This is a genomic window from Pseudomonas haemolytica (genome assembly GCF_009659625.1).
In the GTDB taxonomy this organism is placed as follows: Bacteria; Pseudomonadota; Gammaproteobacteria; order Pseudomonadales; family Pseudomonadaceae; genus Aquipseudomonas; species Aquipseudomonas haemolytica.
In genome coordinates this window covers 883,883-905,156 of the sequence record NZ_VOIW01000002.1, presented here as the reverse complement: position 1 = coordinate 905,156, position 21,274 = coordinate 883,883, and the positions used below count along the sequence as shown (strand labels likewise).

Annotated in this window: 22 protein-coding genes and 1 pseudogene; 10 read left to right on the top strand and 13 right to left on the bottom strand. The window is 58.7% G+C overall.

Annotated features, from left to right (window positions below):
* Positions 1 to 1,241: pseudogene (locus FRT59_RS10360) on the bottom strand (type IV secretion protein Rhs); the annotation flags it as partial.
* A gap of 121 nt (positions 1,242 to 1,362) precedes the next feature.
* The gene (locus FRT59_RS10355) at positions 1,363 to 1,644 is read right to left on the bottom strand and encodes a hypothetical protein (protein WP_034120648.1); all 282 of its coding nucleotides are present in this window, start codon (positions 1,642 to 1,644) and stop codon (positions 1,363 to 1,365) included.
* A gap of 411 nt (positions 1,645 to 2,055) precedes the next feature.
* Here FRT59_RS10355 and FRT59_RS10350 point away from each other — a divergent pair, with 411 nt between their 5' ends.
* From FRT59_RS10350 to FRT59_RS10340, 3 genes are all read left to right on the top strand, one after another.
* Positions 2,056 to 3,177, top strand: a complete 1,122-nt coding sequence (locus FRT59_RS10350) for a beta-ketoacyl-ACP synthase III (protein ID WP_198809652.1) — start codon at positions 2,056 to 2,058, stop codon at positions 3,175 to 3,177.
* Between the two features lie 98 nt (positions 3,178 to 3,275).
* Positions 3,276 to 3,890: an RNA polymerase sigma factor gene (locus tag FRT59_RS10345; protein ID WP_034117171.1), complete on the top strand. Its 615-nt coding sequence runs from the start codon at positions 3,276 to 3,278 to the stop codon at positions 3,888 to 3,890.
* Positions 3,884 to 4,117: an anti-sigma factor family protein gene (locus FRT59_RS10340; RefSeq protein WP_034117170.1), complete on the top strand. Its 234-nt coding sequence runs from the start codon at positions 3,884 to 3,886 to the stop codon at positions 4,115 to 4,117. The genes FRT59_RS10345 and FRT59_RS10340 overlap by 7 nt, the downstream gene beginning before the upstream one ends.
* Positions 4,118 to 4,193: 76 nt before the next feature.
* Here the strand turns inward: FRT59_RS10340 and FRT59_RS10335 are convergent, their stop codons facing one another.
* Positions 4,194 to 5,516 (bottom strand): putative porin, encoded by a 1,323-nt coding sequence (locus tag FRT59_RS10335; RefSeq protein WP_034117169.1) that lies wholly within the window; start codon positions 5,514 to 5,516, stop codon positions 4,194 to 4,196.
* A gap of 284 nt (positions 5,517 to 5,800) precedes the next feature.
* Here FRT59_RS10335 and FRT59_RS10330 point away from each other — a divergent pair, with 284 nt between their 5' ends.
* Positions 5,801 to 6,925 (top strand): GNAT family N-acetyltransferase, encoded by a 1,125-nt coding sequence (locus FRT59_RS10330; protein WP_153871113.1) that lies wholly within the window; start codon positions 5,801 to 5,803, stop codon positions 6,923 to 6,925.
* 11 nt (positions 6,926 to 6,936) lie between these two features.
* Here the strand turns inward: FRT59_RS10330 and aqpZ are convergent, their stop codons facing one another.
* The 5 genes from aqpZ to FRT59_RS10305 all read right to left on the bottom strand — a co-directional run bounded on the left by aqpZ (position 6,937) and on the right by FRT59_RS10305 (position 12,041).
* Entirely contained in the window at positions 6,937 to 7,638 is a 702-nt protein-coding gene (gene aqpZ / locus FRT59_RS10325; protein ID WP_153871112.1) for an aquaporin Z, read from the bottom strand.
* A gap of 179 nt (positions 7,639 to 7,817) precedes the next feature.
* Complete coding sequence (locus FRT59_RS10320; RefSeq protein WP_034117167.1) at positions 7,818 to 9,650, bottom strand: ABC transporter ATP-binding protein; 1,833 nt, start codon at positions 9,648 to 9,650, stop codon at positions 7,818 to 7,820.
* 82 nt (positions 9,651 to 9,732) lie between these two features.
* Positions 9,733 to 10,296, bottom strand: coding sequence for a peptidylprolyl isomerase (locus FRT59_RS10315; protein ID WP_153871111.1), 564 nt, complete (start codon positions 10,294 to 10,296; stop codon positions 9,733 to 9,735).
* A 3-nt stretch (positions 10,297 to 10,299) separates the two neighbouring features.
* Positions 10,300 to 11,103, bottom strand: a complete 804-nt coding sequence (locus FRT59_RS10310; protein WP_153871110.1) for an alpha/beta fold hydrolase — start codon at positions 11,101 to 11,103, stop codon at positions 10,300 to 10,302.
* 14 nt (positions 11,104 to 11,117) lie between these two features.
* Positions 11,118 to 12,041, bottom strand: a complete 924-nt coding sequence (locus tag FRT59_RS10305) for a PA3225 family LysR-type transcriptional regulator (protein WP_034117164.1) — start codon at positions 12,039 to 12,041, stop codon at positions 11,118 to 11,120.
* A gap of 49 nt (positions 12,042 to 12,090) precedes the next feature.
* Between FRT59_RS10305 and FRT59_RS10300 the strand changes: the two genes are divergently transcribed.
* The 3 genes from FRT59_RS10300 to FRT59_RS10290 all read left to right on the top strand — a co-directional run bounded on the left by FRT59_RS10300 (position 12,091) and on the right by FRT59_RS10290 (position 14,226).
* Positions 12,091 to 12,405 carry a hypothetical protein gene (locus FRT59_RS10300; protein ID WP_034117163.1) on the top strand — a complete coding sequence of 105 codons (315 nt, stop codon included), beginning with the start codon at positions 12,091 to 12,093 and terminating at the stop codon, positions 12,403 to 12,405.
* 151 nt (positions 12,406 to 12,556) lie between these two features.
* Positions 12,557 to 13,156: an FMN-dependent NADH-azoreductase gene (locus tag FRT59_RS10295; RefSeq protein WP_034117162.1), complete on the top strand. Its 600-nt coding sequence runs from the start codon at positions 12,557 to 12,559 to the stop codon at positions 13,154 to 13,156.
* A gap of 203 nt (positions 13,157 to 13,359) precedes the next feature.
* The gene (locus FRT59_RS10290) at positions 13,360 to 14,226 is read left to right on the top strand and encodes a carboxylate/amino acid/amine transporter (RefSeq protein WP_153871109.1); all 867 of its coding nucleotides are present in this window, start codon (positions 13,360 to 13,362) and stop codon (positions 14,224 to 14,226) included.
* A gap of 36 nt (positions 14,227 to 14,262) precedes the next feature.
* Here FRT59_RS10290 and FRT59_RS10285 read toward each other — a convergent pair whose 3' ends face one another.
* A complete protein-coding gene (locus FRT59_RS10285) occupies positions 14,263 to 15,561 on the bottom strand; it encodes a mechanosensitive ion channel family protein (protein WP_153871108.1) in 1,299 nt (432 codons plus the stop codon).
* Positions 15,562 to 15,754: 193 nt separating this feature from the next.
* Here FRT59_RS10285 and FRT59_RS10280 point away from each other — a divergent pair, with 193 nt between their 5' ends.
* A complete protein-coding gene (locus FRT59_RS10280) occupies positions 15,755 to 17,101 on the top strand; it encodes a DEAD/DEAH box helicase (RefSeq protein WP_034117156.1) in 1,347 nt (448 codons plus the stop codon).
* Positions 17,102 to 17,148: 47 nt separating this feature from the next.
* On the opposite strand, the gene FRT59_RS10275 is transcribed toward FRT59_RS10280, so the two are convergent.
* Positions 17,149 to 17,424 (bottom strand): hypothetical protein, encoded by a 276-nt coding sequence (locus FRT59_RS10275; protein ID WP_034117155.1) that lies wholly within the window; start codon positions 17,422 to 17,424, stop codon positions 17,149 to 17,151.
* A gap of 154 nt (positions 17,425 to 17,578) precedes the next feature.
* On the opposite strand from FRT59_RS10275, the gene FRT59_RS10270 reads away from it, so the two are divergent.
* Positions 17,579 to 17,980: a transcriptional regulator gene (locus FRT59_RS10270; protein WP_153871107.1), complete on the top strand. Its 402-nt coding sequence runs from the start codon at positions 17,579 to 17,581 to the stop codon at positions 17,978 to 17,980.
* Positions 17,981 to 18,019: 39 nt separating this feature from the next.
* Here the strand turns inward: FRT59_RS10270 and FRT59_RS10265 are convergent, their stop codons facing one another.
* From FRT59_RS10265 to FRT59_RS10255, 3 genes are all read right to left on the bottom strand, one after another.
* On the bottom strand, positions 18,020 to 18,889 hold the full coding sequence (locus FRT59_RS10265) for a DUF6279 family lipoprotein (RefSeq protein ID WP_153871106.1): 870 nt from the start codon (positions 18,887 to 18,889) through the stop codon (positions 18,020 to 18,022).
* 66 nt (positions 18,890 to 18,955) lie between these two features.
* Complete coding sequence (locus tag FRT59_RS10260) at positions 18,956 to 19,678, bottom strand: TorF family putative porin (protein WP_153871105.1); 723 nt, start codon at positions 19,676 to 19,678, stop codon at positions 18,956 to 18,958.
* 205 nt (positions 19,679 to 19,883) lie between these two features.
* Entirely contained in the window at positions 19,884 to 20,063 is a 180-nt protein-coding gene (locus tag FRT59_RS10255; protein WP_034117151.1) for a hypothetical protein, read from the bottom strand.
* Positions 20,064 to 20,385: 322 nt separating this feature from the next.
* On the opposite strand from FRT59_RS10255, the gene FRT59_RS10250 reads away from it, so the two are divergent.
* The gene (locus FRT59_RS10250; protein ID WP_034117150.1) at positions 20,386 to 21,222 is read left to right on the top strand and encodes a CvfB family protein; all 837 of its coding nucleotides are present in this window, start codon (positions 20,386 to 20,388) and stop codon (positions 21,220 to 21,222) included.
* The last annotated feature ends 52 nt before the right edge of the window (positions 21,223 to 21,274 follow it).

Genomic DNA, 21,274 nt, shown 5'->3' with positions numbered 1-21,274 from the left:
TTCGAAGCCATGACAGGCGCATCATCGACGTGCTCCTGTCGGACCAATACGGTCTGCTGAGACTTGCTGCGCACCGCCGGCATCGGGTTTGAAACCACCTGATCCCCAGCCTTCAACGGCGCAACCGGTACCGTCCTGATCGGCGTTGCCTGGCTGCTGAGCAATATGGGCTTGGCAGCTTCGGCGTGCTCATCCAAGCGGGCCTTATTGAATTGCGTGGCGAGCCGCTCCAACCATTCGCGGGCGCGGCGAGACTTGATGCCAGCCAGCACTTGCGTACTCATGCGCAGCACAACGCCCATACCGCCTGTCGCCAGCGCCAACAATAGATTGATCAGTACCTCGGCACTGATTTCCCCCAACAGCTCGTTCATATACGGCGGGGGCAACAAACGCATCCAACTGACCAGTGTCGCCAGGTAGATGAACAGCAAGGGTTCATCGCTGAGCACGAGTAGGCCCTTGGCAAGGGTCTCTGTGCTTAACGCCAGTAGCTTTTCAAGCTCGTCCTGGGAAAGGTAATGCAGTAGCTTTTCAGCATTGGCCAGCGGATCTGCAAGCCACTGAAACAATTGTTTGATGTTGTCCCACAGTGAATAAAGCGCTTCGCCAAATCCTCGGGCGTAGGCGTGGTGCAACGAAAGGTAGCGCTTGAGAAAGTTCGCCTCGGAATAGCCCTTCCATAGCGGTTCGAATGTGTCGTGCCATTCGTTGCGCAGCCAGTCTTCCAGCGGTGCGATAACCGACTGATAAGAGACATACAGGGCCTTGAAATGCGCCGTGGAAACGTTGGGGTAAAAACTGACTCGGTACTGCTGGTTGCGATCACACTCGGTGATTTCCAGAATGCCGCTGGGGCCGATGGTTTTATGGATCGGCTTGCCCAGCGCGCCACCGTTTAGATCTATGCGTTGCACCATCACTGGCGTATTGCCAATAGGCACGAACCGAACACTCTGGAACATGTGCACCAGCGTCAGAGTGCCGTTGGCCTGACATGTAGCGACAGTACTGCTGGGCAGGATAGAGCGGTTGATCGGTGCTACCAGCGCCACTTCATTTCCGACCTTGAACACCTGCTCGACATCCAGTGCCGAAAAGCTGAGGAAACTCTCTGCCCAGGTGTCGTAGGCGTTGAGGCATTGGCGGAAATCGGTGAGTACGGATTCGACGTCACGCGTCTTAGAATCCATCGCGGCCAGAACCAGAAAGCCGATAGCCTGGTTGGTCGCTCCGATCATGGGAGCCCCCCGTCAACCGAGGCTCTAACGAAAAATACCATCTGCAATCCCTCGCACTGTTTAATCAGGCGAGGGACTTTGCAGCGGTTTTCAGGGCTGAGGAGTAGAGCTTATCCGGCGGTTATGTGGGATTTTTCACCAGGCTCAGGTTGCCCAGCAGGTTTTTCCACAGCACGCCGGTGTTGAAGCTGGCAGCAGGGGAGATGGCTTCGCTGAAATCGTTGTTGTGTTTCACTCGCATGGTGCCGAGGGCGAAGCCGAGCATGTCGTCGCTCAGTTGCCAGGTGCCGCCGTTGACGTGGGTGACCAGGATTTCGATCTGTGCGCCGATGGCATAAGTATCTACACAACTCTGGGTATTGCGCTGAACCTGTGGCGTACCGAGAGTTGTGTAGATACTCATGGCTTTCGCAGGCAAGCCATAATGCCAGTCAGTTAAGCGCAGATCCCCTGTGGGAGCGGGCTTGCTCGCGAAAGCGGAGGGTCAGTCAACCTCAATGTTTGCTGGGCCGACGCCTTCGCGAGCAAGCCCGCACCCACATTTGATCTTCGCTGCTTTGAGCATTTCGTTCGCTTAACTGACCGGCATTAAGGCAAGCCAGGTCCCACATTAAAATGAGGGCTACCCTGGATAATGGCGCCAAAATTCCGGGTTTGTGGCAAACTTCGCGGTTATAAATGCCGGGATCGTCGTCAAAGCGGCGCGATGGAATAAAGCGTTGCCAGTTTGATGGCCGCTGGACGGGATCAAACGACTTACAGTTTGGTACGACGGTACCAATATCTTCTGCCTGACAGATTTAGAGGAACGACCGTGCATAACGTCGTCATCAGCGGCACTGGCCTGTATACCCCGGCCAACAGCATCTCCAACGAAGAGCTGGTGCAGTCTTTCAATGCCTATGTGCAACAGTTCAACGCAGACAATGCCGCCGCCATCGAGCGTGGCGAGGTGCAGGCGCTGACCGAGTCGAGCGCGGCATTCATCGAGAAAGCGTCCGGTATCAAGAGCCGTTTCGTGATGGACAAGGACGGCATCCTTGACCCGCAGCGCATGGCTCCACGATTGCCTGAGCGCAGCAACGACGAGTGGTCGGTGCTTTGCCAGATGGCTGTCGGCGCTGCGGAACAAGCCCTGCAACGCGCCGGCAAGACCGCCGCCGATATCGATGGCGTGATCGTTGCCTGCTCCAACCTGCAGCGTGCCTACCCGGCGATCGCCATTGAAGTCCAGGAGGCTTTGGGTATCCAGGGCTTCGGTTTCGACATGAACGTGGCGTGCTCCTCCGCCACTTTCGGCATCCAGAACGCGGCCAACAGCATTCAGTTGGGCCAGGCCCGGGCGATCCTGATGGTCAACCCGGAAGTCTGCACCGGCCACCTGAACTTCCGTGACCGTGACAGCCACTTCATCTTCGGTGACGCTGCCACCGCAGTGGTCCTGGAGCGCGCCGACCTGGCGACATCCGAGCATCAGTTCGACGTGGTAAGCACCAAGCTGCTGACCCAGTTCTCGAATAACATCCGCAACAACTTCGGCTTCCTCAACCGCACCGCGGAAGAGGGCGTCGGAGCCCCTGACAAGCTGTTCGTACAGGAAGGCCGCAAGGTATTTCGCGATGTCTGCCCAATGGTGGCCGAGTTGATCGGTGCGCACCTGGCCGAAAACCAGCTCAGTGTCACGGATGTGAAGCGCTTCTGGCTGCACCAGGCCAACCTGAGCATGAACCATCTGATCGTGAAGAAATTACTGGGGCGCGAGGCGTCGGTGGAAGAAGCGCCGGTGATCCTCGATACTTACGCCAATACCAGCTCGGCCGGTTCAGTGATTGCGTTTCACACCTACCAGGATGACCTGCCCAAGGGCGCTGTTGCCGTACTCAGCTCTTTTGGCGCCGGATATTCGATTGGCAGTGTGATCCTGCGCAAGCGCTGATTGCGCGGCCCGACGCGGTCAAATGTGGGAGCTGCCTGTATCGCAGGCAAGTCAGCTGCCACATTGACCGTATCTCCAAGGCAAGATTGAGGTAAACGATGGCAGCAGCGGACGACGCGCACCTGCTTGAACGCCTGCTCAAGGGAGAGCAGCGGGCCTACAAGGAATTAGTCACCACTTATCAAAGCGCAATGCGGGCGGTAGCATATGCCATCGTCGGCCAGCGTCACGCCGACGAGGTGGTGCAAGATGCCTGGCTCTCGGTGGTGCGCAACCTCGCCAAGTTCGAAGGGCGATCCAGCCTGAAGACGTGGCTGTTGACCATCACGGCCAACTCCGCCAAAAGCCGTTACAAACAAAATCGCCGGGAAGTACTGCTCGATGATTTGCCTTCGCCCCACGGCACCATTGGTGATGACCGCTTCAGCCCGGATGATGGCCATTGGGCAGTTGCCCCGTATGCCTGGCACCAGGACACCCCGGAAGCGCTGTTGACCGAAGATGAACTGCGCAAATGCCTGGAGCACACGATTCTGAGTTTGTCCCAATTGCAAAGCAGTGTGCTGGTGTTGCGTGAGCGCCAGGGCCTGGAGCTGGAAGAAATCTGTAATCTTCTGACCCTTTCGCTCTCCAACGTGCGTGTGCTGTTGCATCGGGCACGGCTTAAAGTCTTCGCCACGGTGGAGCATTTTGAGGAAACGGGAGAATGTTGACCTGTAGAGAGCAAGTAGCACGCTCCAGTGACTATCTTGATGGTCAATTGACCTTTCGTGAACGTCTGATGGTGCGTCATCACTTGATGTTCTGCCCGAACTGCCGGCGCTTTATCCGTCAGATGCGCCTGATGCAGGCGACGCTGAAGATCCTGCCGCAGGAGCCGGTGGAGGGGGCTGATGCGCTGGCTGAACGGCTGGCGGCCGAACGGCGCAAAGAGCAATAAAACAGCTCCAAGTTGTAAGCGACAAGTGGCGCGCTTCTACTTGAAGCTCGTCACTTGCCGCTCAAAGCTGTTTTTCTTAGAACTTGGCTTCAGCATCCAACTGCAGGGTGTTGGTGTTGGCATCACGCTGAGTGCGGCTGGCGAAGTCAGCCTTGGTCAGGAAGTAGGTGGCGCCGAGGGCGAAGTTCTTGTCGATGTCGTAGCTGACTTTCATTTTGTGGCCGCGTGAACCGGTGGTGCCGTTGGCGAAGTCCGAATCGGTGAAGGCACCTACGACCGCATTACGTTGCACGTCGCGGTAGTTGTAGTCCAGGTTGAAACCGAACACTTTGGACTTGGCGCCCAGCAACCAGGCGGTGTCCTGATCGGTCACGGCATCGTTGTTTTTCACGTATTGGCCGTAGAACGACAGGGGCACTGCCAGGCCGCCGACATCTGCCTGTGCAAAGCCTTCATACAGGCGGAATTCGTTGTTGGCCGAGTTACCGTTGACCGCCAGTGCGCAAGGCGTGGTGGTGGTCGTGCAACGGCTGTCCTTGTCGTTCTGGTAGGCGTAGACGCTGCCGCCCAGGGTCATTTTCAGGTTGTCGGTGACCGAGAAACGCGTCCCCAACTGGCCGGACGTCAGGCGCAGGTCGTGGCGAAATTGCACGCCGTCGCCGTCGACGTTGTCCTTGAGGTTGTAGTTTCCGAGGCTACCGAACAGTTCGGCGCTGCTGCCCAGTGGGTATTTGTAGGTGACTGCCAGGCCTTCAGGGTTGATGTCGCTATCCCAGATCACGTCGCCCATGCTTACCCACGGCTGGAGCATCTTGCCGCCGATGATGTGCAGGTTCTTGATCTGGTCCGGGTGGTAGTCGATGTAGCCGAGGTCCAGCCAGATCGATTTTTTATCGAAGTAACCGTCCTGATCCTGGTTGGTAGAGCGCGCATCGTCGCCACCACCAGTGGCGATACGAATACCGGTGTCTACCTGCGGGTTGATTTCGGTGTACGCACCCAGGCGGGCACGGATACGTTGACGGTCCTTATCGCGCCCACCGTTGTTAGGCTCGCCATCGATCTTGATGGTTTCCTGACGGAAGCGCACATCCCCCTTGAACTGGGTCTTCGCAGCCCAAGCCAGCTTCTGGTCGAACACGCTCAGGTCGTTGGTTTTTTTCGCGGTGGCCGCGATCTGCTCGTTGGTCTCTTGTTGAGCTTGCCGTGCGATCTGCTTTTCTTTCTGGTCATTGGCCAGTTCCGCTTGCAGTTCGGTGTACTGCGCTGCGGTGATCTGGCCGTTGGCCTTGAGCATGTCGAGCAATTTAGCGTCGACTGCAGCGCTGGCCGGTAGGCTCAGGGCCAGCAACAGGCCGCCACACAGGACCGCCGCAGTTTTAGTGGAAGCAAGACGCATATCAATCTCCGAAAGTGAGGAGGGATGGCAAACCATCCAGGACACAACCGACCGATAACGGACGGAAAAATAGCCGCCTGCTAGAAGCCGGCGCTCTAAAAACAGGCGTCAGTATCGCGATCGTTTATGACGGAGTAGTGGCTAAGTGATTTCATCTAGATGACAAACGGGTTGAGGGCGGAACTAATTATTTTCACGTCTGTCGGCGTGTTTTCGTGGTGTGCGCCGGGGTCTGATAAGCGATACTCGCCAGGCTTTCACGTCAAGAATCAGTGAGGATGCCGATGCCGTTGCAACGCCTGGACAGCCTGTCCGCAATCGCCCCAGAGCTCTGGGACGCCCTGGTGCCGCAGGCTCAGCCCTTTGTGCGGCATGGGTTCTTGAGCGCGCTGGAAGACAGCGCCAGTCTGGGCCGGCATTCGGGCTGGCAGCCGGAGCATTTGCTGCACTGGGAAGGGGAGCGGTTGGTGGCGGCATTGCCCAGTTATCGCAAATGGCACTCCTACGGCGAGTACGTGTTCGACCATGGCTGGGCCGATGCCTGCCAGCGCGCCGGTATCGACTACTACCCCAAGCTGCTGACGGCCGTACCGTTCAGCCCCGTCAGCGGCCCACGTCTTTTGGCCGCCAATGCCGAGGACGGCTTCGAACTGTTGAACAGCCTGCCGGGCTATCTGGAAATCGAAGGGCTCTCCAGCGCTCATATCAATTTCACCGACGCCTTGGCCGATGATGCTCTGGCCCGGCAACCGGGCTGGATGCAACGCCTGGGCTGCCAGTTTCATTGGCAGAATCGTGGCTACCGTGATTTCCAGGATTTCCTCGACGCCCTGAGTTCACGCAAGCGTAAACAGATGCGCAAAGAGCGCGAACAAGTGGCAGGGCAGGGTATCGAGTTCGAGTGGCTGAAAGGCCATGAGCTCAGCGAAGCCCAGTGGGATTTTGTCTATGCCTGCTATGCCAACACCTACGCGGTACGCCGCCAATCGCCCTACCTGACCCGGGCGTTTTTCAGCCTGTTGGCCGAACGCATGCCCGAGGCGATCTGCGTGGTATTGGCCAAACAAGGCCCGCGCCCGGTGGCCATGGCCTTTAGTCTGATCGGTGGCGACAGCTTCTACGGCCGTTACTGGGGCTGCCTGGCAGAATTCGACCGGCTGCATTTCGAAACCTGCTTCTACCAGGGTATGGACTATGCCATCGCCCACGGCCTGCAACGCTTCGACGCCGGCGCCCAGGGTGAGCACAAATTGATTCGCGGATTTGAACCGGTGATTACCCGCTCCTGGCACTACCTGCGCCATCCTGGGTTGAAGAGTGCCGTGGAGGATTTTCTTGAGCGGGAGCGGGTGGGGATTCTGGCGTATGCCGAAGAGGCGAGGGCAACCCTGCCTTATCGGCAGGGCTGACTCGTTTGCCTTTAAGCCTGCTCCTCCTTGCCCAACCAACGGTAGGTCACGCCGCCGATCACCGCGCCGAGGATCGGCGCGAGCCAGAACAACCATAATTGCTGGAGCGCCCAGCCGCCGACAATCAACGCAGGCCCCGTGCTGCGGGCCGGGTTGACCGAGGTGTTGGTGACCGGGATCGAGATCAGGTGGATCAGCGTCAGCGCCAGGCCAATGGCGATAGGTGCCAGGCCCGCCGGAGCGCGGCGGTCGGTGGCGCCAAGAATGATCAGCACGAACATCGCTGTCATCACCAGCTCACAGACAAACCCTGCCACCATCGAATAACCACCCGGTGAATGCTCGCCATAACCATTGCTTGCCAGCCCGGTGGCCAGTTCGAATCCAGGCTTGCCGCTGGCGATAAAGTACAGCAGCGCCGCGGCGACAGTGCCGCCGATCACCTGGGAGACGATGTAGGCCGGCAACTCCTTGGCCGGAAATCGTCCGCCCACTACCAGCCCCACCGAAACCGCCGGGTTAAGGTGGCAGCCGCTGATGTGTCCGATGGCAAATGCCATGGTCAGCACCGTGAGCCCGAACGCCAGGGCCACACCGAGCAAACCGATTCCGACGTTGGGGAACGCTGCGGCCAACACCGCACTCCCGCAGCCGCCCAACACCAGCCAAAACGTACCCAGTCCTTCCGTTACGGAACGCTTGAACAGTGACATGAACACATCCTTAGTAGATTTCTCTATCTGATTAACGGGTCTGTGAAGCATCCCTGCGGCCTTAAATCAGGGCCCTCCAGGGGCCTGATTGCAGTACAGCAGGATTGTGTCTCAAGACCAGCGGGATAGAGAAAGCTGTCAGAATTGTTCGGAATTGCCGGTGCACCTATCCAATGAAATCAATCTATTCCCACGAATCCGCCGGTCTGATGCTGCCACAACCGCGCATAAAGCCCGCCATGTGCCAGCAGCTCGGCATGGCTGCCGGTCTCGGCGATCTGGCCTTTCTCCAGCACCACCAACCTGTCCATTCGCGCAATGGTCGACAACCGGTGCGCAATCGCAATCACCGTCTTGCCCTGCATCAGGGTTTCCAGGCTCTCCTGGATCGCCGCTTCCACTTCCGAGTCCAGCGCTGAGGTGGCTTCGTCCATGATCAGGATCGGCGCGTCCTTGAGCAGTACGCGTGCGATGGCGATACGTTGCCGCTGACCGCCAGACAGTTTCACCCCGCGTTCACCCACATGGGCATCCAGCCCGGTGCGGCCTTCGGAGTCCGACAGCAGCGGGATGAACTCATCGGCGCGGGCCTTGTGCACGGCGGCCCAGAGCTCTTCGTCTGTTGCGTCGGGTTTGCCATACAGCAAGTTGTCGCGGATCGAACGGTGCAGCAGCGAGGTGTCCTGGGTGATCATGCCGATCTGTTCGCGCAGGCTTTCCTGGGCCACTTCGGCGATGTTCTGGCCGTCGATCAGGATGCGCCCGCCTTGCAGGTCGTACAGGCGCAGCAGCAGGTTGACGAGGGTCGATTTGCCTGCGCCGGACGGGCCGATCAGGCCGATCTTTTCCCCGGCCTTGATCTCCAGGTTGAGGCCGCCAATGATCCCGCTCTTCTTGCCGTAGTGGAAGTCCACCTGCTCGAATCGCACTTGACCCTGGGGCACGTCCAGGCGTGGGGCGTTGTCGCGATCGATCACGGCCAGTGGCTGGGCGATGGTTTTCAGGCCGTCCTGCACGATGCCGATGTTTTCGAAGATGCCATTGACCACCCACATGATCCAGCCGGACATGTTGACGATGCGGATCACCAGCCCGGTGGCCAAGGCAATTGCACCGACGGAAATCAGCGATTGGGTCCACAGCCAGAGGGCCAGGCCGGTGGTGGTCACAATCAGCAGGCCGTTCAAAATACAGATTACGGTGTCCATGCTGGTGAGCACGCGAGCGGCCAGTTGGGTTTTTTCGGTCTGCTCGATGATCGCTTGCTTGGCGTATTCCTGCTCATTCTGCGTATGGGCGAACAGCTTCAAGGTGGTGATATTGGTATAGCCGTCGACAATTCGGCCCATTAACTTGGAGCGCGCTTCCGAGGAAATCACCGAGCGTTGCTTCACGCGCGGTACGAAGTAACGAAGAGCCAGGCTGTAGCAAACGATCCAGGTGATCAACGGGATCATCAGCCGCCAGTCGGCCTCGGCAAACAGCACCAGGGCGCTGATGGCGTAGATCGACACGTGCCAGATGGCTTCGGCTGTCGCCACGGCCGAGTCACGCAAGGAGTTGCCGGTTTGCATGATCCGCTGGGCGATGCGCCCGGCGAAATCGTTCTGGAAGAAGTTCAGGCTCTGCTTGAGCACGTAGCTGTGGTTCTGCCAGCGGATCAGGCTGGTCATGCCGGGGTTGATGGTCTGGTGCACCAGCAAGTCATGCAGCCCGTTGAAGATCGGGCGCAACAGCAGGGCGACCACGGCCATCCAGATCAACTCGGTGCTGTGGATCTGGAAGAAATTCGCCGGTGGCGTGCCCTGGGCCAGGTCGATGATGCGACTCAGGTAGCTGAACAGCGCGACTTCGATGAGCGCACCGACCAGCCCGACCACCAGCAGTGCGGCGAAGCACGGCCATACTTGGCGAAGGTAATAGAGATAGAAGGGCAGGACTTTTTCGGGAGGGGCCGCGCTGGGAGCGTCGCGGAAAATATCGATCAGTTGTTCAAAGCGACGATAGAGCATTAGGTTTGACGCCCGCCGGGCGGGCTCTCCTTTCAAATGCGCACGGTGCCGTGCGGGCACCGCGCGAAGCTACCTGCAGACCTCAGTCGATGCGCTTGGCCGACTTGATCAGAACAGGATCGATTGGCACGTTCTGCATGCCTTGCTTGGTGGTGGTCTGGGAGTTGACGATGATGTCGACCACGTCCATGCCCTTGACCACTTTGGCGAATACGGCATAACCGGCATCGCGACCGGGGTCGAGGAAGGCATTGTCGGCGACGTTGATGAAGAATTGGCTGGTGGCCGAGTTCGGGTCATTGGTGCGGGCCATGGACAAGGTGCCACGCACGTTGTGCAGGCCGTTGCTCGCTTCGTTCTTGATCGGTGCTTCGGTGGGTTTTTGCGACATTTGCGCAGTGAACCCGCCGCCCTGGACCATGAAACCCGGGATCACACGGTGGAAAATCGTGTTGGTGTAGAAGCCCTTGTCGACATAAGCGAGGAAGTTTTTGCTACTGATCGGCGCCTTGACCGGGTCCAGTTCGATCTCGATGTCGCCATTGGTGGTGGAGATCAGCACGTGGGGCGCCTTGGCAGGCTCGGCCGCCATCAGGTTGGCAGCGAACAGAACAGAACCGGCAAAGAAGGCGAGTTTTTTCAGCATGGGTCAGTGATCCTGGGTAGTGGTTTCGACTGTCTTTAGAAAATCGAGCAAGGTCGCATTAAAGACTTCGGGTTGATCCAAGGGCGTGGCATGGCGGGAATCTTCGATCACCACCAGTCGCGCATCGGGCAGCAGTTTTACATAGATTTCTTTCTGCGCCACGGGGGTGTAGTCGTGGTCGGCGCTGATGACCAGGGTTGGACAGGTAATCCTCGAAAGTTGTTCCTGCACGCCCCAGCCCACAATCGCGTCGAAGCTGGCGAGATAAGCACGTTTGTCGTTTTTTGCCCAGCGTTCGGCCATCTTGTGGCGCAGGTCGGCTTGCTGTGGTTTGGGGAACAGTCGCTCGCTCAGGGCCTTGCCGATGGTGCTCAGGCTGAGTACGCGGGCCAGGGTCCAGCGCTTGGCCCACTGCCAATAGTCATCGGCACTGCGCACCTTGACCTCGGGCGCGCTGTTGACGATGCACAGGCTTTTAACCCGGGTGGGTTCCTCCACCGCCAGCTGGAAAGCGATCATGCCACCCATGGATAACCCCACCACGTGGGCGGCTGGCAGGCCCAGGTGTTCGATCAGGGCGAGCAGGTCGAAGGTGAACCCCTGGATACTGTAGCGCTCGCGGGGTTTATCGGAGCGGCCATGACCGCGCACGTCGACCACGATCAGGCGGTAGTGCCGGGCCAGTACCGGCACTTGCATCTCCCAATCCTGGCAGCTTGAGCCCAGGCCATGGATCAGTATCAGCGGGTTGCCGTGGCCGTATTCCTCGTAATGCAGGCTGCAGCCTTCATGGTCGAACCAGGCCATGGGTGAACTCCGTTTCAGGCTTGTTGGGGAGCGGCAAAAGGCGCGTCCAAGGGAGCGGTGTCAAAGGTACGCAGCAATTCCACGAGGATCTGCGTCGCCGGCCCCAGGGGTTTGTCCTTGTTCGCATACAGGTAGAACGTCGGGTTGCGGCTGCCACCTTTTTCCAGGGGTAGCTGTTTGAGCAAGCCCTCCTTGAGTTCGCGTTCGATCAGGTGGCGAGGCAGCCAGGCAAAACCCAGGCCGCTGCTGACGAAGGTAGCGGCGGTGGCCAGGCTGCCGACGGTCCAGCGCTGCTCCGCGCCGAGCCAGCCGACGTCCCGCGGTTGCTGGCGGCCGGAGTCGCGGATCACCACCTGCATCTGGCTTTCCAGATCCTGGAAACTCAGCTCACGGTTCAGGCGATGCAGTGAGTGATCGGGGTGGGCCACGGCGATGAATTCCACATCGCTCATTTCCGTGCCCAGGTAGCCCGGGATGATGAAACTGCTGATAGCCAGGTCGGCCAGGCCATCGAGCAGCAACTCTTCGACGCCGGACAGCACTTCTTCGCGCAAGCGGACCCGGCAGCCACGGCTCTGCGGCATAAATGCGGTGAGGGCGCGTACCAGGCGCGCATTCGGGTAGGCCGCGTCCACCACCAAACGTACTTCAGCTTCCCAGCCTTGTTCCATGTGGTGGGCAAGGTCTTCCAGTTGACTGGCGTTCTTCACCAGTTGCCGGGAGCGGCGCAGCAGTACTTCACCGGCTTCGGTCAGCACCGCCTTGCGCCCGTCGATGCGCAGCAGCGGGACGCCAAGCTGGTCTTGCATGCGGGCCACGGTGTAGCTCACCGAAGATTGCGAACGGTGCAGCGCTTCTGCTGCCTGGGCAAAGCCTCCATGGTCGACCACGGCTTGCAGCGTGCGCCATTGATCGAGGGTAACGCGGGGCGCTTTCAAGATGAGCTCCTCTTGTCCTAAGCTGGCGATCCTTATTGGAGACTGCCGAATGAGAAAATTCTGTTGTGTGTTGCTGGCGCTGCTGCCGATTAGCGCGTTTGCCTATCCCATCGACGTGACTAAAAAGATCGACGGTGTAAGCGTGGACTACACAGCATCCGATGTGGACGCCGACATCAGTTCGATCCAATTGAGTAATTACGGCGCTAACGACGCGGTGTGTTCGGTAACCTTCACCAACGGCCCGGAATCACCGCGCCGTCGCACTGTGACCGTGCCCGCCGGCAAAAGCACCAACGCCACGGCCAAGTTCAACCGGGCGATCATCAAGATGCGTATTGCCTTGGTCTGCGCCCCAAAATAAAGCAGCAGCGGAGCATGTCCACAGGAATACTCCGCTTAAGAACAAATTTCTAGATGGGTTATAGCAGTTTTTTGCGCTTTTTTATCGAATAGGCCCTGGATAACCTTCGCTCCATCGACTTACAGCAATTACCGATGGAGCCTACGAAGCCATGTCCAATGTCCTGATCATCGAAAGCAGTGCGCGCCAGCAGGATTCGATTTCCCGCCAGCTCACCCAACAGTTCATCAGCCACTGGCAAGCAGCCCATCCGGCGGACCGCATCACCCTGCGTGACGTGGCGCTCAACCCAGTGCCTCACCTGGACGCCAACCTGCTGGGCGGCTGGATGAAGCCGGCCGATCAGCGTAACGACGATGAACAGGTTTCCCTGGACCGCTCCAATGAATTGACTGACGAGCTGCTGGCTGCGGACGTATTGGTTATGGCCGCGCCGATGTACAACTTTGCCATCCCCAGCACCCTTAAAGCCTGGCTGGATCACGTGTTGCGGGCCGGTGTGACTTTCAAGTACACCGCCACCGGGCCACAGGGTCTGTTGACCGGCAAGCGTGCCATCGTACTCACCGCTCGCGGTGGCATTCATACCGGCGCGAGCTCGGATCATCAGGAACCGTACCTGCGCCAGGTCATGGCATTTATCGGGATTCACGACGTCACCTTCATTCACGCCGAAGGGGTGAACCTGGGTGGTGACTTCCAGGAGAAGGGCATCAATCACGCAAAAGCACAGCTGGCGCAAGTCGCCTGAAGCTTTAATCGCCAGATAATCCCGCGCTGTTTATATGGCGCCACGCAAACCCTTCAAGTACGCGTATCGAACCTCCCTTTGCACTTGTAGCTCCTGAGTGCTCCTGCCCGACTGCCGCTTCAGCGAGGTCGGGTTTTTTTTGCGCCGAGTTTCTTCAAGTCCCGAAAAGCTTTAATGTCGCGCCCATTCGAAATGAGGCGCACATGGGCTATCTACTGGTTGTCACCCTGATTCAGGCATTTTCCTTCAGCTTGATCGGCGAATACCTCGCCGGTCATGTCGACAGCTACTTTGCGGTCCTGGTGCGGGTGCTGCTGGCAGGGCTGGTGTTTATCCCACTGACACGCTGGCGCTCGGTGGAACCTGCGTTTATGCGCGGCATGTTGATTATCGGTGCGCTGCAGTTCGGCGTGACCTACGTGTGCTTGTACCTGAGCTTTCGTGTGCTCACGGTGCCTGAGGTGTTGCTGTTCACCATCCTCACACCGCTGCATGTGACCCTCATTGAGGACGCGCTCAACCGGCGTTTCAACCCCTGGGCGCTGGTGGCAGCCTTGGTGGCGGTGGCGGGCGCGGCGATTATCCGTTTTGACCAGATCACCCCGCACTTCCTCATGGGCTTCCTGCTGCTGCAACTGGCCAACTTCACCTATGCCGCCGGGCAGGTGATGTACAAGCATCTGGTGGCGCGTTATCCGAGTGATCTGCCGCACTACCGCCGCTTCGGCTATTTCTACCTGGGGGCGCTACTGGTGGTGCTGCCGGCGTTCCTGCTGTTCGGCAAGTCCGACTTCCTGCCGGAGGCGCCGCTGCAATGGGGTGTGTTGGTGTTTCTCGGCCTGGTCAGCACGGCGCTGGGCCTGTACTGGTGGAACAAGGGGGCCTGCCTGGTCAATGGCGGCACCCTGGCGGTGATGAACAACCTGCATGTGCCGGTTGGGCTGCTGCTGAACCTGCTGATCTGGAACCAGCATGAACCGCTGGGCCGTCTGGCCCTGGGCGGCTTGGTGATTGTGGGGGCGGTGTGGATCACCCGGCTTGATAGCGCTCGGCGACAGTCGATTGCTTGATCTGCGCCGCATCCACCTGGTCACCCACTTCCATCACTACGCCGGGCTGTTTTCGGGCTCAGGCAAATGGCTGACGCCCGCCAGCGCCGGTAGCATCCCGGCGCGCAAATCGTTGCCGCTGGGCTGCTGATACAGACTCAAGCCAAACTCCGGCAACACCGCCAGCAGATAATCAAAGATATCCCCCTGGATCCGCTCGTAATCCGCCCACGCCGTGGTGCGGGTGAAGCAGTAGATCTCCAGCGGCACGCCCTGGGCGGTGGTTTGCATCTGGCGCACCATGCAGGTCATGTTCGGCTGGATATCCGGGTGGCTTTGCAGGTAAGCCAACGCGTAGGCGCGGAAGGTACCGAGGTTGGTCATGCGCCGGCGGTTGGCCGAGAGTTGCGCGCTGTGGCCCTGGGCCTCGTTCCAGGCCTTGAGTTCGGCCTGCTTGCGGCCGATGTAGCCGGTGAGCAGGTGCACCTGGGTCATGCGCACTTCTTCGTCATCGCGCAGGAAGCGCACGCCGCTGGCGTCGATATACAGGCTGCGCTTGATGCGCCGCCCACCGGAAGCCTGCATGCCGCGCCAGTTCTTGAACGACTCGGACATCAGGCGCCAGGTGGGGATGGAGACAATGGTCTTGTCGAAGTTCTGCACCTTGACCGTATGCAGGGTGATATCCACCACATCGCCGTCAGCGCCGACCTGGGGCATTTCGATCCAGTCGCCGACCCGCAGCATGTCGTTGCTGGTCAATTGCACACTGGCGACGAACGACAGCAGCGTGTCCTTGTACACCAACAGGATCACCGCCGACATGGCACCCAGGCCCGACAGCAGCAACAGCGGCGAACGGTCGATCAGCGTGGCGACGATGATGATCGCGGCAAATACGAACAGCACCATCTTCGCCAACTGCACATAGCCTTTGATCGAGCGAGTGCGCGCGTGTTCGGTGCGGGCATAGATATCCAGCAGGGCATTGAGCAGGGCGCTCACGGCCAGCGTCATGAACAGGATGGTGAACGCCAGTGCCAGATTGCCAATAAACAGAATGGCGGTCTTGCTCAAGCCCGGCACCAGGTACAGGCCGAACTGGATCACCAGGGACGGCGTCATTTGCGCCAGGCGATGAAAGACCTTGTTGTGCAGCAGGTCGTTGAGCCAGTGCAGGGCCGGTTGGCGGCCAAGCAGTTTGATGGCGTGAATGATGAGGTAACGCGCTACCCGTCCAAGCAACAGGGCCACCACCAGCAACACCAGCAAGCCGAGGCCGGCATGCAGCAGCGGGTGTTCATCGAGAGTGCCCCAGAGGTCCTGGACGTTGAGCCAGAGCTGTTTGATATCCATGAATGAAAGCGATTCTTCTGTAAGACGAGACGAGGCGATTAGAGCATTTAAGTGCAACAAAGTTGACGTTGCAGACAAACGCGCTGACAAAAAAGCAGCTGATTAGCACCGTTCGCGTAAAGAAACTCGGTTTGGACGCCCGAAACCGGTACCCTATGCAGCTGATATTTTGTATTTCTTCGAGGTAGCACCCGTGTTTTCCCAATTCGCCCTGCACGAACGCCTGCTCAAAGCCGTGGCCGAGCTGAAATTTGTCGAGCCTACGCCTGTGCAAGCAGCGGCCATCCCGCTCGCGCTCCAAGGGCGTGACCTACGGGTGACGGCTCAAACCGGCAGCGGCAAGACCGCTGCTTTTGTCCTGCCGATTCTGCACCGCCTGATCGGCCCGGCCAAAGTCCGTGTGAGCATCAAGACCCTGATCCTGCTGCCGACCCGCGAGCTGGCCCAGCAGACCTTGAAGGAAGTAGAGCGCTTCTCGCAGTTCACCTTCATCAAGTCCGGCCTGATCACCGGCGGCGAAGACTTCAAGGTCCAGGCCGCCATGCTGCGCAAGGTGCCGGACATCCTGATCGGCACCCCAGGGCGCATGATCGAGCAACTCAACGCTGGCAACCTCGACCTCAAGGAAGTCGAAGTGCTGGTGCTCGACGAAGCTGACCGCATGCTCGACATGGGCTTTGCCGATGACGTGCAGCGCCTGGTGGCTGAGTGCGTCAATCGCCAGCAGACCATGCTGTTCTCCGCCACCACGGGCGGTTCGACCCTGCGCGACATGGTCGCCAAGGTCCTGAACAACCCTGAGCACTTGCAGGTCAACAACGTCAGCGACCTCAACGCGACCACGCGCCAGCAGATCGTCACCGCCGACCACAACGTGCACAAAGAGCAGATCCTCAACTGGCTGTTGGCCAATGAGACCTATCAGAAGGCCATCGTGTTCACCAACACCCGGGCTGCGGCTGACCGCATCTACGGTCGCCTGGTGGCGCAGGATTACAAGGCGTTCGTGCTGCACGGCGAGAAAGACCAGAAGGACCGCAAGCTGGCCATCGACCGCCTGAAGGCTGGCGGCGTGAAGATCCTGGTGGCCACCGACGTCGCCGCCCGCGGCCTGGACGTGGACGGCCTGGACATGGTCATCAACTTCGACATGCCACGCAGCGGCGACGAATACGTACACCGTATCGGCCGTACCGGGCGTGCCGGCAACGATGGCCTGGCCATCTCGCTGATCTGCCACGGCGACTGGAACCTGATGTCGAGCATCGAGCGCTACCTCAAGCAGTCGTTCGAGCGCCGCACCATCAAGGAAGTCAAAGGCACCTACACCGGGCCGAAGAAGGTCAAGGCGTCGGGCAAGGCCGTTGGCGTGAAGAAGAAAAAGACCGACGCCAAGGGCGACAAGAAGAAAGCCGGCGCCAAGTCGCCGACCAAGCGCAAGATCGCCAACCGCCCGAAGACCGACAACCTGTCGCTCGTCAGCAAGGACGGCATGGCACCGCTCAAGCGCCGCAAGCCAGAAGCACCCGCTGCCGAATAAGCACAGGGGCATAAAAAAACCGGACGATGTCCGGTTTTTTTTCGCCATCAGTTTGCTGTCTTGGCGGCCGCTTCCTTCAACTCCTTGAGCCGGGCCTCGATCAACTGGCACTTGTCAGGAAACTTGGCGCTTTCGGTATCCAGGTCCATTTTCTGCAACTCGTCATTCATCTCCTTGGCTTTCGTCGGGTTCTGCTTAGTGAGTTCGCTTACTTGTTTGGCCAACTCTTCGCGCTTGGCCGTGGCCTCCTCGGGCGTACAAGCCCAAGCGGGCAGCGCGGTTAGCAGTGTGGCGGCGACGGCCAGGTTTATCAGGGTTTTCATGAACGGACCTCCTTGGCGGTATATGCAGTTGAGGCGATGAATGTCTGGAAAGTTCAGAGAAATGACGCCCGTCCATTCGTTTGAACGGCAGGTGCCAGGACGTGTCACTACCTTTGACGGGCTAATTTTTCATCGGCCTGCAGGAGGAATCAGGATGACGACTTACAACTGGGATCTGATCGAACGTTTGCTGCATGAAGTGCAGAACGGCGAGGGCAGCTTTGCCCCGCGTAAATACGCTGAGCAGGAAGCGGCCGAGAAGGCGACGGCTGGCGAGGACACCGGGAACCTGGATGCGCTGAAAAAGACTGCTGCGGACTACGAGGCGCTGTTGTTCAAGCGCGGGTTCATTGAGTCGCGCCCCGAAGAGGAGGGCGGCAACGGTGAGAACTTCATCTTGACCCCGCGGGGTGCAAGCCTGCTGGCGTTGATCGACAGCTCGATTCCTGGCTATGAGCACCCCCGGCACGTAATGGACCAGCAGAACGACGCGCTGGATGAAGCCACTTTTGAGCGGGTCGCTTCTGAGGCTGCGATTGCCGGTGGCGCTATATAATCCCTGAATCCAATGTGGGCGGGAGCGATGCTCCCATTCCTATTGAGTTGCGCCGGCCTTGAGGCATTTGAGCGCTTTGAAATCGCTTCGTACGCCGTCGATTTTTTGCTTCAGCTTCTGACGCTGTTGCACCGTGCTCTCAGCCATCAGGTCCACGATCAGGCTGCGCGCTGCCGCTTCGGTCTGGGCATAGGCAGCACGGTATTCAGGCGTCCATAGGCTCTCCCTGTCCACCAGCAAACGTTGCATCTTCTGCGGGAAGTCGGCGTCGTGGCGGTGTTCGACGGCCTCGATAAACTGCGCCTGCCAATGGGCGCGGTTGCCGATCCACGCCTGGTTCTGTTCACCCAGGGCGATGGACCAGGCCGTTACGCGGTTTTGCTGGCTGGCATTTAGCGGGCCCATCCAGGCATCCAGGCGTTTACTCATGCGCTGGGCGCGCTCCTTGATTTGTTGCGCCAGCGGCGGCTTGAGGTATTCGTCTTGGCGTTTGCGCAGGTCCTTGACCAAGGCATCGTTCATGTCCTTGACCTGTTGATCATCCAGGCCTTGGAGCAATTGCACGGCTGACGGGGTGATTTCCCGCGCAATCTCGGCAATGGCTTGTTTGGCCTCGACAGTTCGGGCTTGCAATGCGGCGTCGGTGACCTGGTTGCTGTCGACCATTTGCTGCAGGCGGTCCAGCCAGTCCAGGTAACCTGGCAATTGCGTGGTGCAATGCCAGGCCAGGTGTTCCTTGAGCGTGTCGTTGAACCAGCTCTTCTGTCCGGCGTTCATATCCAGGTAGTCGTTGAGGGTCCAGGGGATGATCACGTCGAGATTACGGTAGGCAAGGCCCACGCGATTGCAGCCGGCGAGCACCAGGCTCAGGGTCAGCAATACCATCAGGAGTTTAAGCCGACGCAACATGGGCGAGTCCTTGCACGGATGGGGTTAATGCATGTGAACCTGCGCCGGGTGCGACAGTTCAGCCCATCAATAAAACGACCGGACAGCCTTCAAGGTCAACAGGCCGTCACATTGCGAATTGTGTCCGGAGTAGGCCGAGCAGTCACCGCCGCTGAGGCTGGAGTCGCTGTAGATCAGGTCCAGGTCAATACCCTTCCAGGCCCTGGAAAATTGCACCGACCAGTCGCTGAAACTGCTGATGGCACCGCTCTCTACCGAGACCGGTGTACCCAATTGATGGGTGGTGTATTTCATGCTGACGCCGATGCCGAAAGGCTGGGTACCGCCGAGGTCGGCAAACAGGGTGCTGTCCTGGCGGTCGGGGTCGTTGCTGAAGGACACCCCGAAGCGGTTGCCCAGCAAGTTCAGGCCGCCGTAGAACTCCTGGCTGTCGAAGGGGCTGAGCTTGGGGTAACTGTAGTGGATCAGGCCTACTTCGTAGCCCAAGGTCTGGTCGAAAGGGCGCTTGAACCCCATGTAGGAGTCGACTTCGAGGTTGTTGGCCGAAGAGAGGCCCATGTTGGGTGAATACTGGCCGACATACAGGCCGCTATCGTGGGTAAGGTCCAGGCCACCGTGAAATGATCCGCTGCCAGGGGAGGTAGGCTTTACCAGGCCCTGGGCCATGCTGCGGCTGGGGGTGGTGCCCAATTTCAGGTCGAAGTCACCCAATTCACGCTGGAAGATTTGCGCTTCGGCCAAAGGGCTGGCGACCAGGATACTGACCAGGAAAATGCAGCGTTTAAGCATGCTTCACTCCATGAAAAGCGAGGAGCAGTAACGGATGGATTCGGGCAGATGCCCGTGCTAGACGTGTGCAAGGATACCGGCGAATGCCAGGCGCTGAGGCCCGTTCGTCGATTAGCTTGATATTGAATGGCGTGCGAGGGGGGTTGAACTCTAGTCCTAGCGCCTTGAAGGCAAGACGCTTAGGGACCAGATGGTGTGCTGGGTATTACTTCTTACCCAGGCTGATCTGCTTGGACGGGCCGAAAGTCTGGCCGCTCACGCCTTTGGCAATCTGCTGGATTTCGCCGCCCTGCTTGAGGAATGCAGCAATCTGGCTGTTGATCGATTCGCTGGTTTCAACGGCGGGAGCTGGCTTTGCTTTGCTGTTGGATGCTTTTACGCGCATGGCGGCCACTAACCTGTAGAAAATTAACTTGGCCAGGCATCGTACAGGAAATACTTGACAATTGCTTGGCAAATATCCCTGAGGAGTAATTGCCAAACCGTGAAACAACCGAAGTTAATCGATGAAATAAAGCGCTAACTTGCTGTTTTAGCTCGAAACCATTGGACGCGTGGGGGCTGGCGGCATGGCAAAATTCAACCGCTTGATCAGACGAGTGGGGTGATGCCAGTGGAACGCCATGCCAGCCCGCGATTTTTCAGGCGTGCGCGCGTACGGGGCGCAACTCGGGTAGAATGCCGCCCACGTAATGAGGGTATTGGAAATGGCTTTAGTCGGGCGCTACAACAGCTTGCAAGTGGTCAAGCACACTAACTTTGGTTTGTACCTCGATGGTGCGCAAGATGGGGAAATCCTCTTGCCTAATCGGTATATCCCTAAAGATATTCCCAGCGAAGATGAAGACTGGCTTAACGTTTTCATTTATCTGGACAGCGATGACAAACTTATCGCCACCACCGAAAAACCCAAAGTTCAAGTCGGTGAATTTGCCAGTTTGAAAGTTGTGGAAGTCAACAGTATCGGTGTGTTCCTCGATTGGGGGCTGCCAAAGGATCTGCTGTTGCCGTATTCAGAAGAAAAACGCCAGCTGACGGCGGGTGAATATTGCGTGGTGCACGTCTACCTCGACAAACACACCAAGCGCATCACTGCCACTGCACGTCTTGACCGCTACCTGGATAAGACGCCAGCCAACTACCAGGTGGGCCAGGAAGTCGACCTGCTGGTGGCCGAAGCTACGGACATGGGCTTCAAAGCGATCATCAACAACAAGCACTGGGGCCTGATCCACAAGAACGAAGTGTTCAAGTTCCTGCGCCCGGGCAAGGAAGAGAAAGGCTTCATTAAAGAGATCCGCGCCGATGGCAACATCAGCCTGAGCCTGCAACCGGTTGGCCAGGAAGCGGCCTCCAGCCTGAACTCGAAGATCCTCGCCAAGTTGCGCGACAACAACGGCACCCTGCCGGTCAGCGATAAAAGCGACCCGGCGTTGATCAGCAACTTATTCGGCGTGAGCAAGGGCAACTTCAAGAAGGCCATTGGTGCGCTCTATAAACAAGGTCAGATCGTGATTCATGCGGATCGCATTGAACTAAGCTGAGCACGACTTGCTCTTCTGTAGGAGCGAGCTTGCTCGCGAAAATATTCCAGGC

What these genes read in the sequence shown, in the direction of transcription:
- FRT59_RS10355 (WP_034120648.1), bottom strand. Translation starts at nt 1,644, where the DNA reads ATGAGTATCTACACAACTCTCGGTACGCCACAGGTTCAGCGCAATACC.
- FRT59_RS10345 (WP_034117171.1), top strand. Translation starts at nt 3,276, where the DNA reads ATGGCAGCAGCGGACGACGCGCACCTGCTTGAACGCCTGCTCAAGGGA.
- FRT59_RS10340 (WP_034117170.1), top strand. Translation starts at nt 3,884, where the DNA reads ATGTTGACCTGTAGAGAGCAAGTAGCACGCTCCAGTGACTATCTTGAT.
- FRT59_RS10335 (WP_034117169.1), bottom strand. Translation starts at nt 5,516, where the DNA reads ATGCGTCTTGCTTCCACTAAAACTGCGGCGGTCCTGTGTGGCGGCCTG.
- FRT59_RS10330 (WP_153871113.1), top strand. Translation starts at nt 5,801, where the DNA reads ATGCCGTTGCAACGCCTGGACAGCCTGTCCGCAATCGCCCCAGAGCTC.
- aqpZ (WP_153871112.1), bottom strand. Translation starts at nt 7,638, where the DNA reads ATGTCACTGTTCAAGCGTTCCGTAACGGAAGGACTGGGTACGTTTTGG.
- FRT59_RS10320 (WP_034117167.1), bottom strand. Translation starts at nt 9,650, where the DNA reads ATGCTCTATCGTCGCTTTGAACAACTGATCGATATTTTCCGCGACGCT.
- FRT59_RS10315 (WP_153871111.1), bottom strand. Translation starts at nt 10,296, where the DNA reads ATGCTGAAAAAACTCGCCTTCTTTGCCGGTTCTGTTCTGTTCGCTGCC.
- FRT59_RS10310 (WP_153871110.1), bottom strand. Translation starts at nt 11,103, where the DNA reads ATGGCCTGGTTCGACCATGAAGGCTGCAGCCTGCATTACGAGGAATAC.
- FRT59_RS10300 (WP_034117163.1), top strand. Translation starts at nt 12,091, where the DNA reads ATGAGAAAATTCTGTTGTGTGTTGCTGGCGCTGCTGCCGATTAGCGCG.
- FRT59_RS10295 (WP_034117162.1), top strand. Translation starts at nt 12,557, where the DNA reads ATGTCCAATGTCCTGATCATCGAAAGCAGTGCGCGCCAGCAGGATTCG.
- FRT59_RS10290 (WP_153871109.1), top strand. Translation starts at nt 13,360, where the DNA reads ATGGGCTATCTACTGGTTGTCACCCTGATTCAGGCATTTTCCTTCAGC.
- FRT59_RS10285 (WP_153871108.1), bottom strand. Translation starts at nt 15,561, where the DNA reads ATGGATATCAAACAGCTCTGGCTCAACGTCCAGGACCTCTGGGGCACT.
- FRT59_RS10275 (WP_034117155.1), bottom strand. Translation starts at nt 17,424, where the DNA reads ATGAAAACCCTGATAAACCTGGCCGTCGCCGCCACACTGCTAACCGCG.
- FRT59_RS10270 (WP_153871107.1), top strand. Translation starts at nt 17,579, where the DNA reads ATGACGACTTACAACTGGGATCTGATCGAACGTTTGCTGCATGAAGTG.
- FRT59_RS10265 (WP_153871106.1), bottom strand. Translation starts at nt 18,889, where the DNA reads ATGTTGCGTCGGCTTAAACTCCTGATGGTATTGCTGACCCTGAGCCTG.
- FRT59_RS10260 (WP_153871105.1), bottom strand. Translation starts at nt 19,678, where the DNA reads ATGCTTAAACGCTGCATTTTCCTGGTCAGTATCCTGGTCGCCAGCCCT.
- FRT59_RS10255 (WP_034117151.1), bottom strand. Translation starts at nt 20,063, where the DNA reads ATGCGCGTAAAAGCATCCAACAGCAAAGCAAAGCCAGCTCCCGCCGTT.
- FRT59_RS10250 (WP_034117150.1), top strand. Translation starts at nt 20,386, where the DNA reads ATGGCTTTAGTCGGGCGCTACAACAGCTTGCAAGTGGTCAAGCACACT.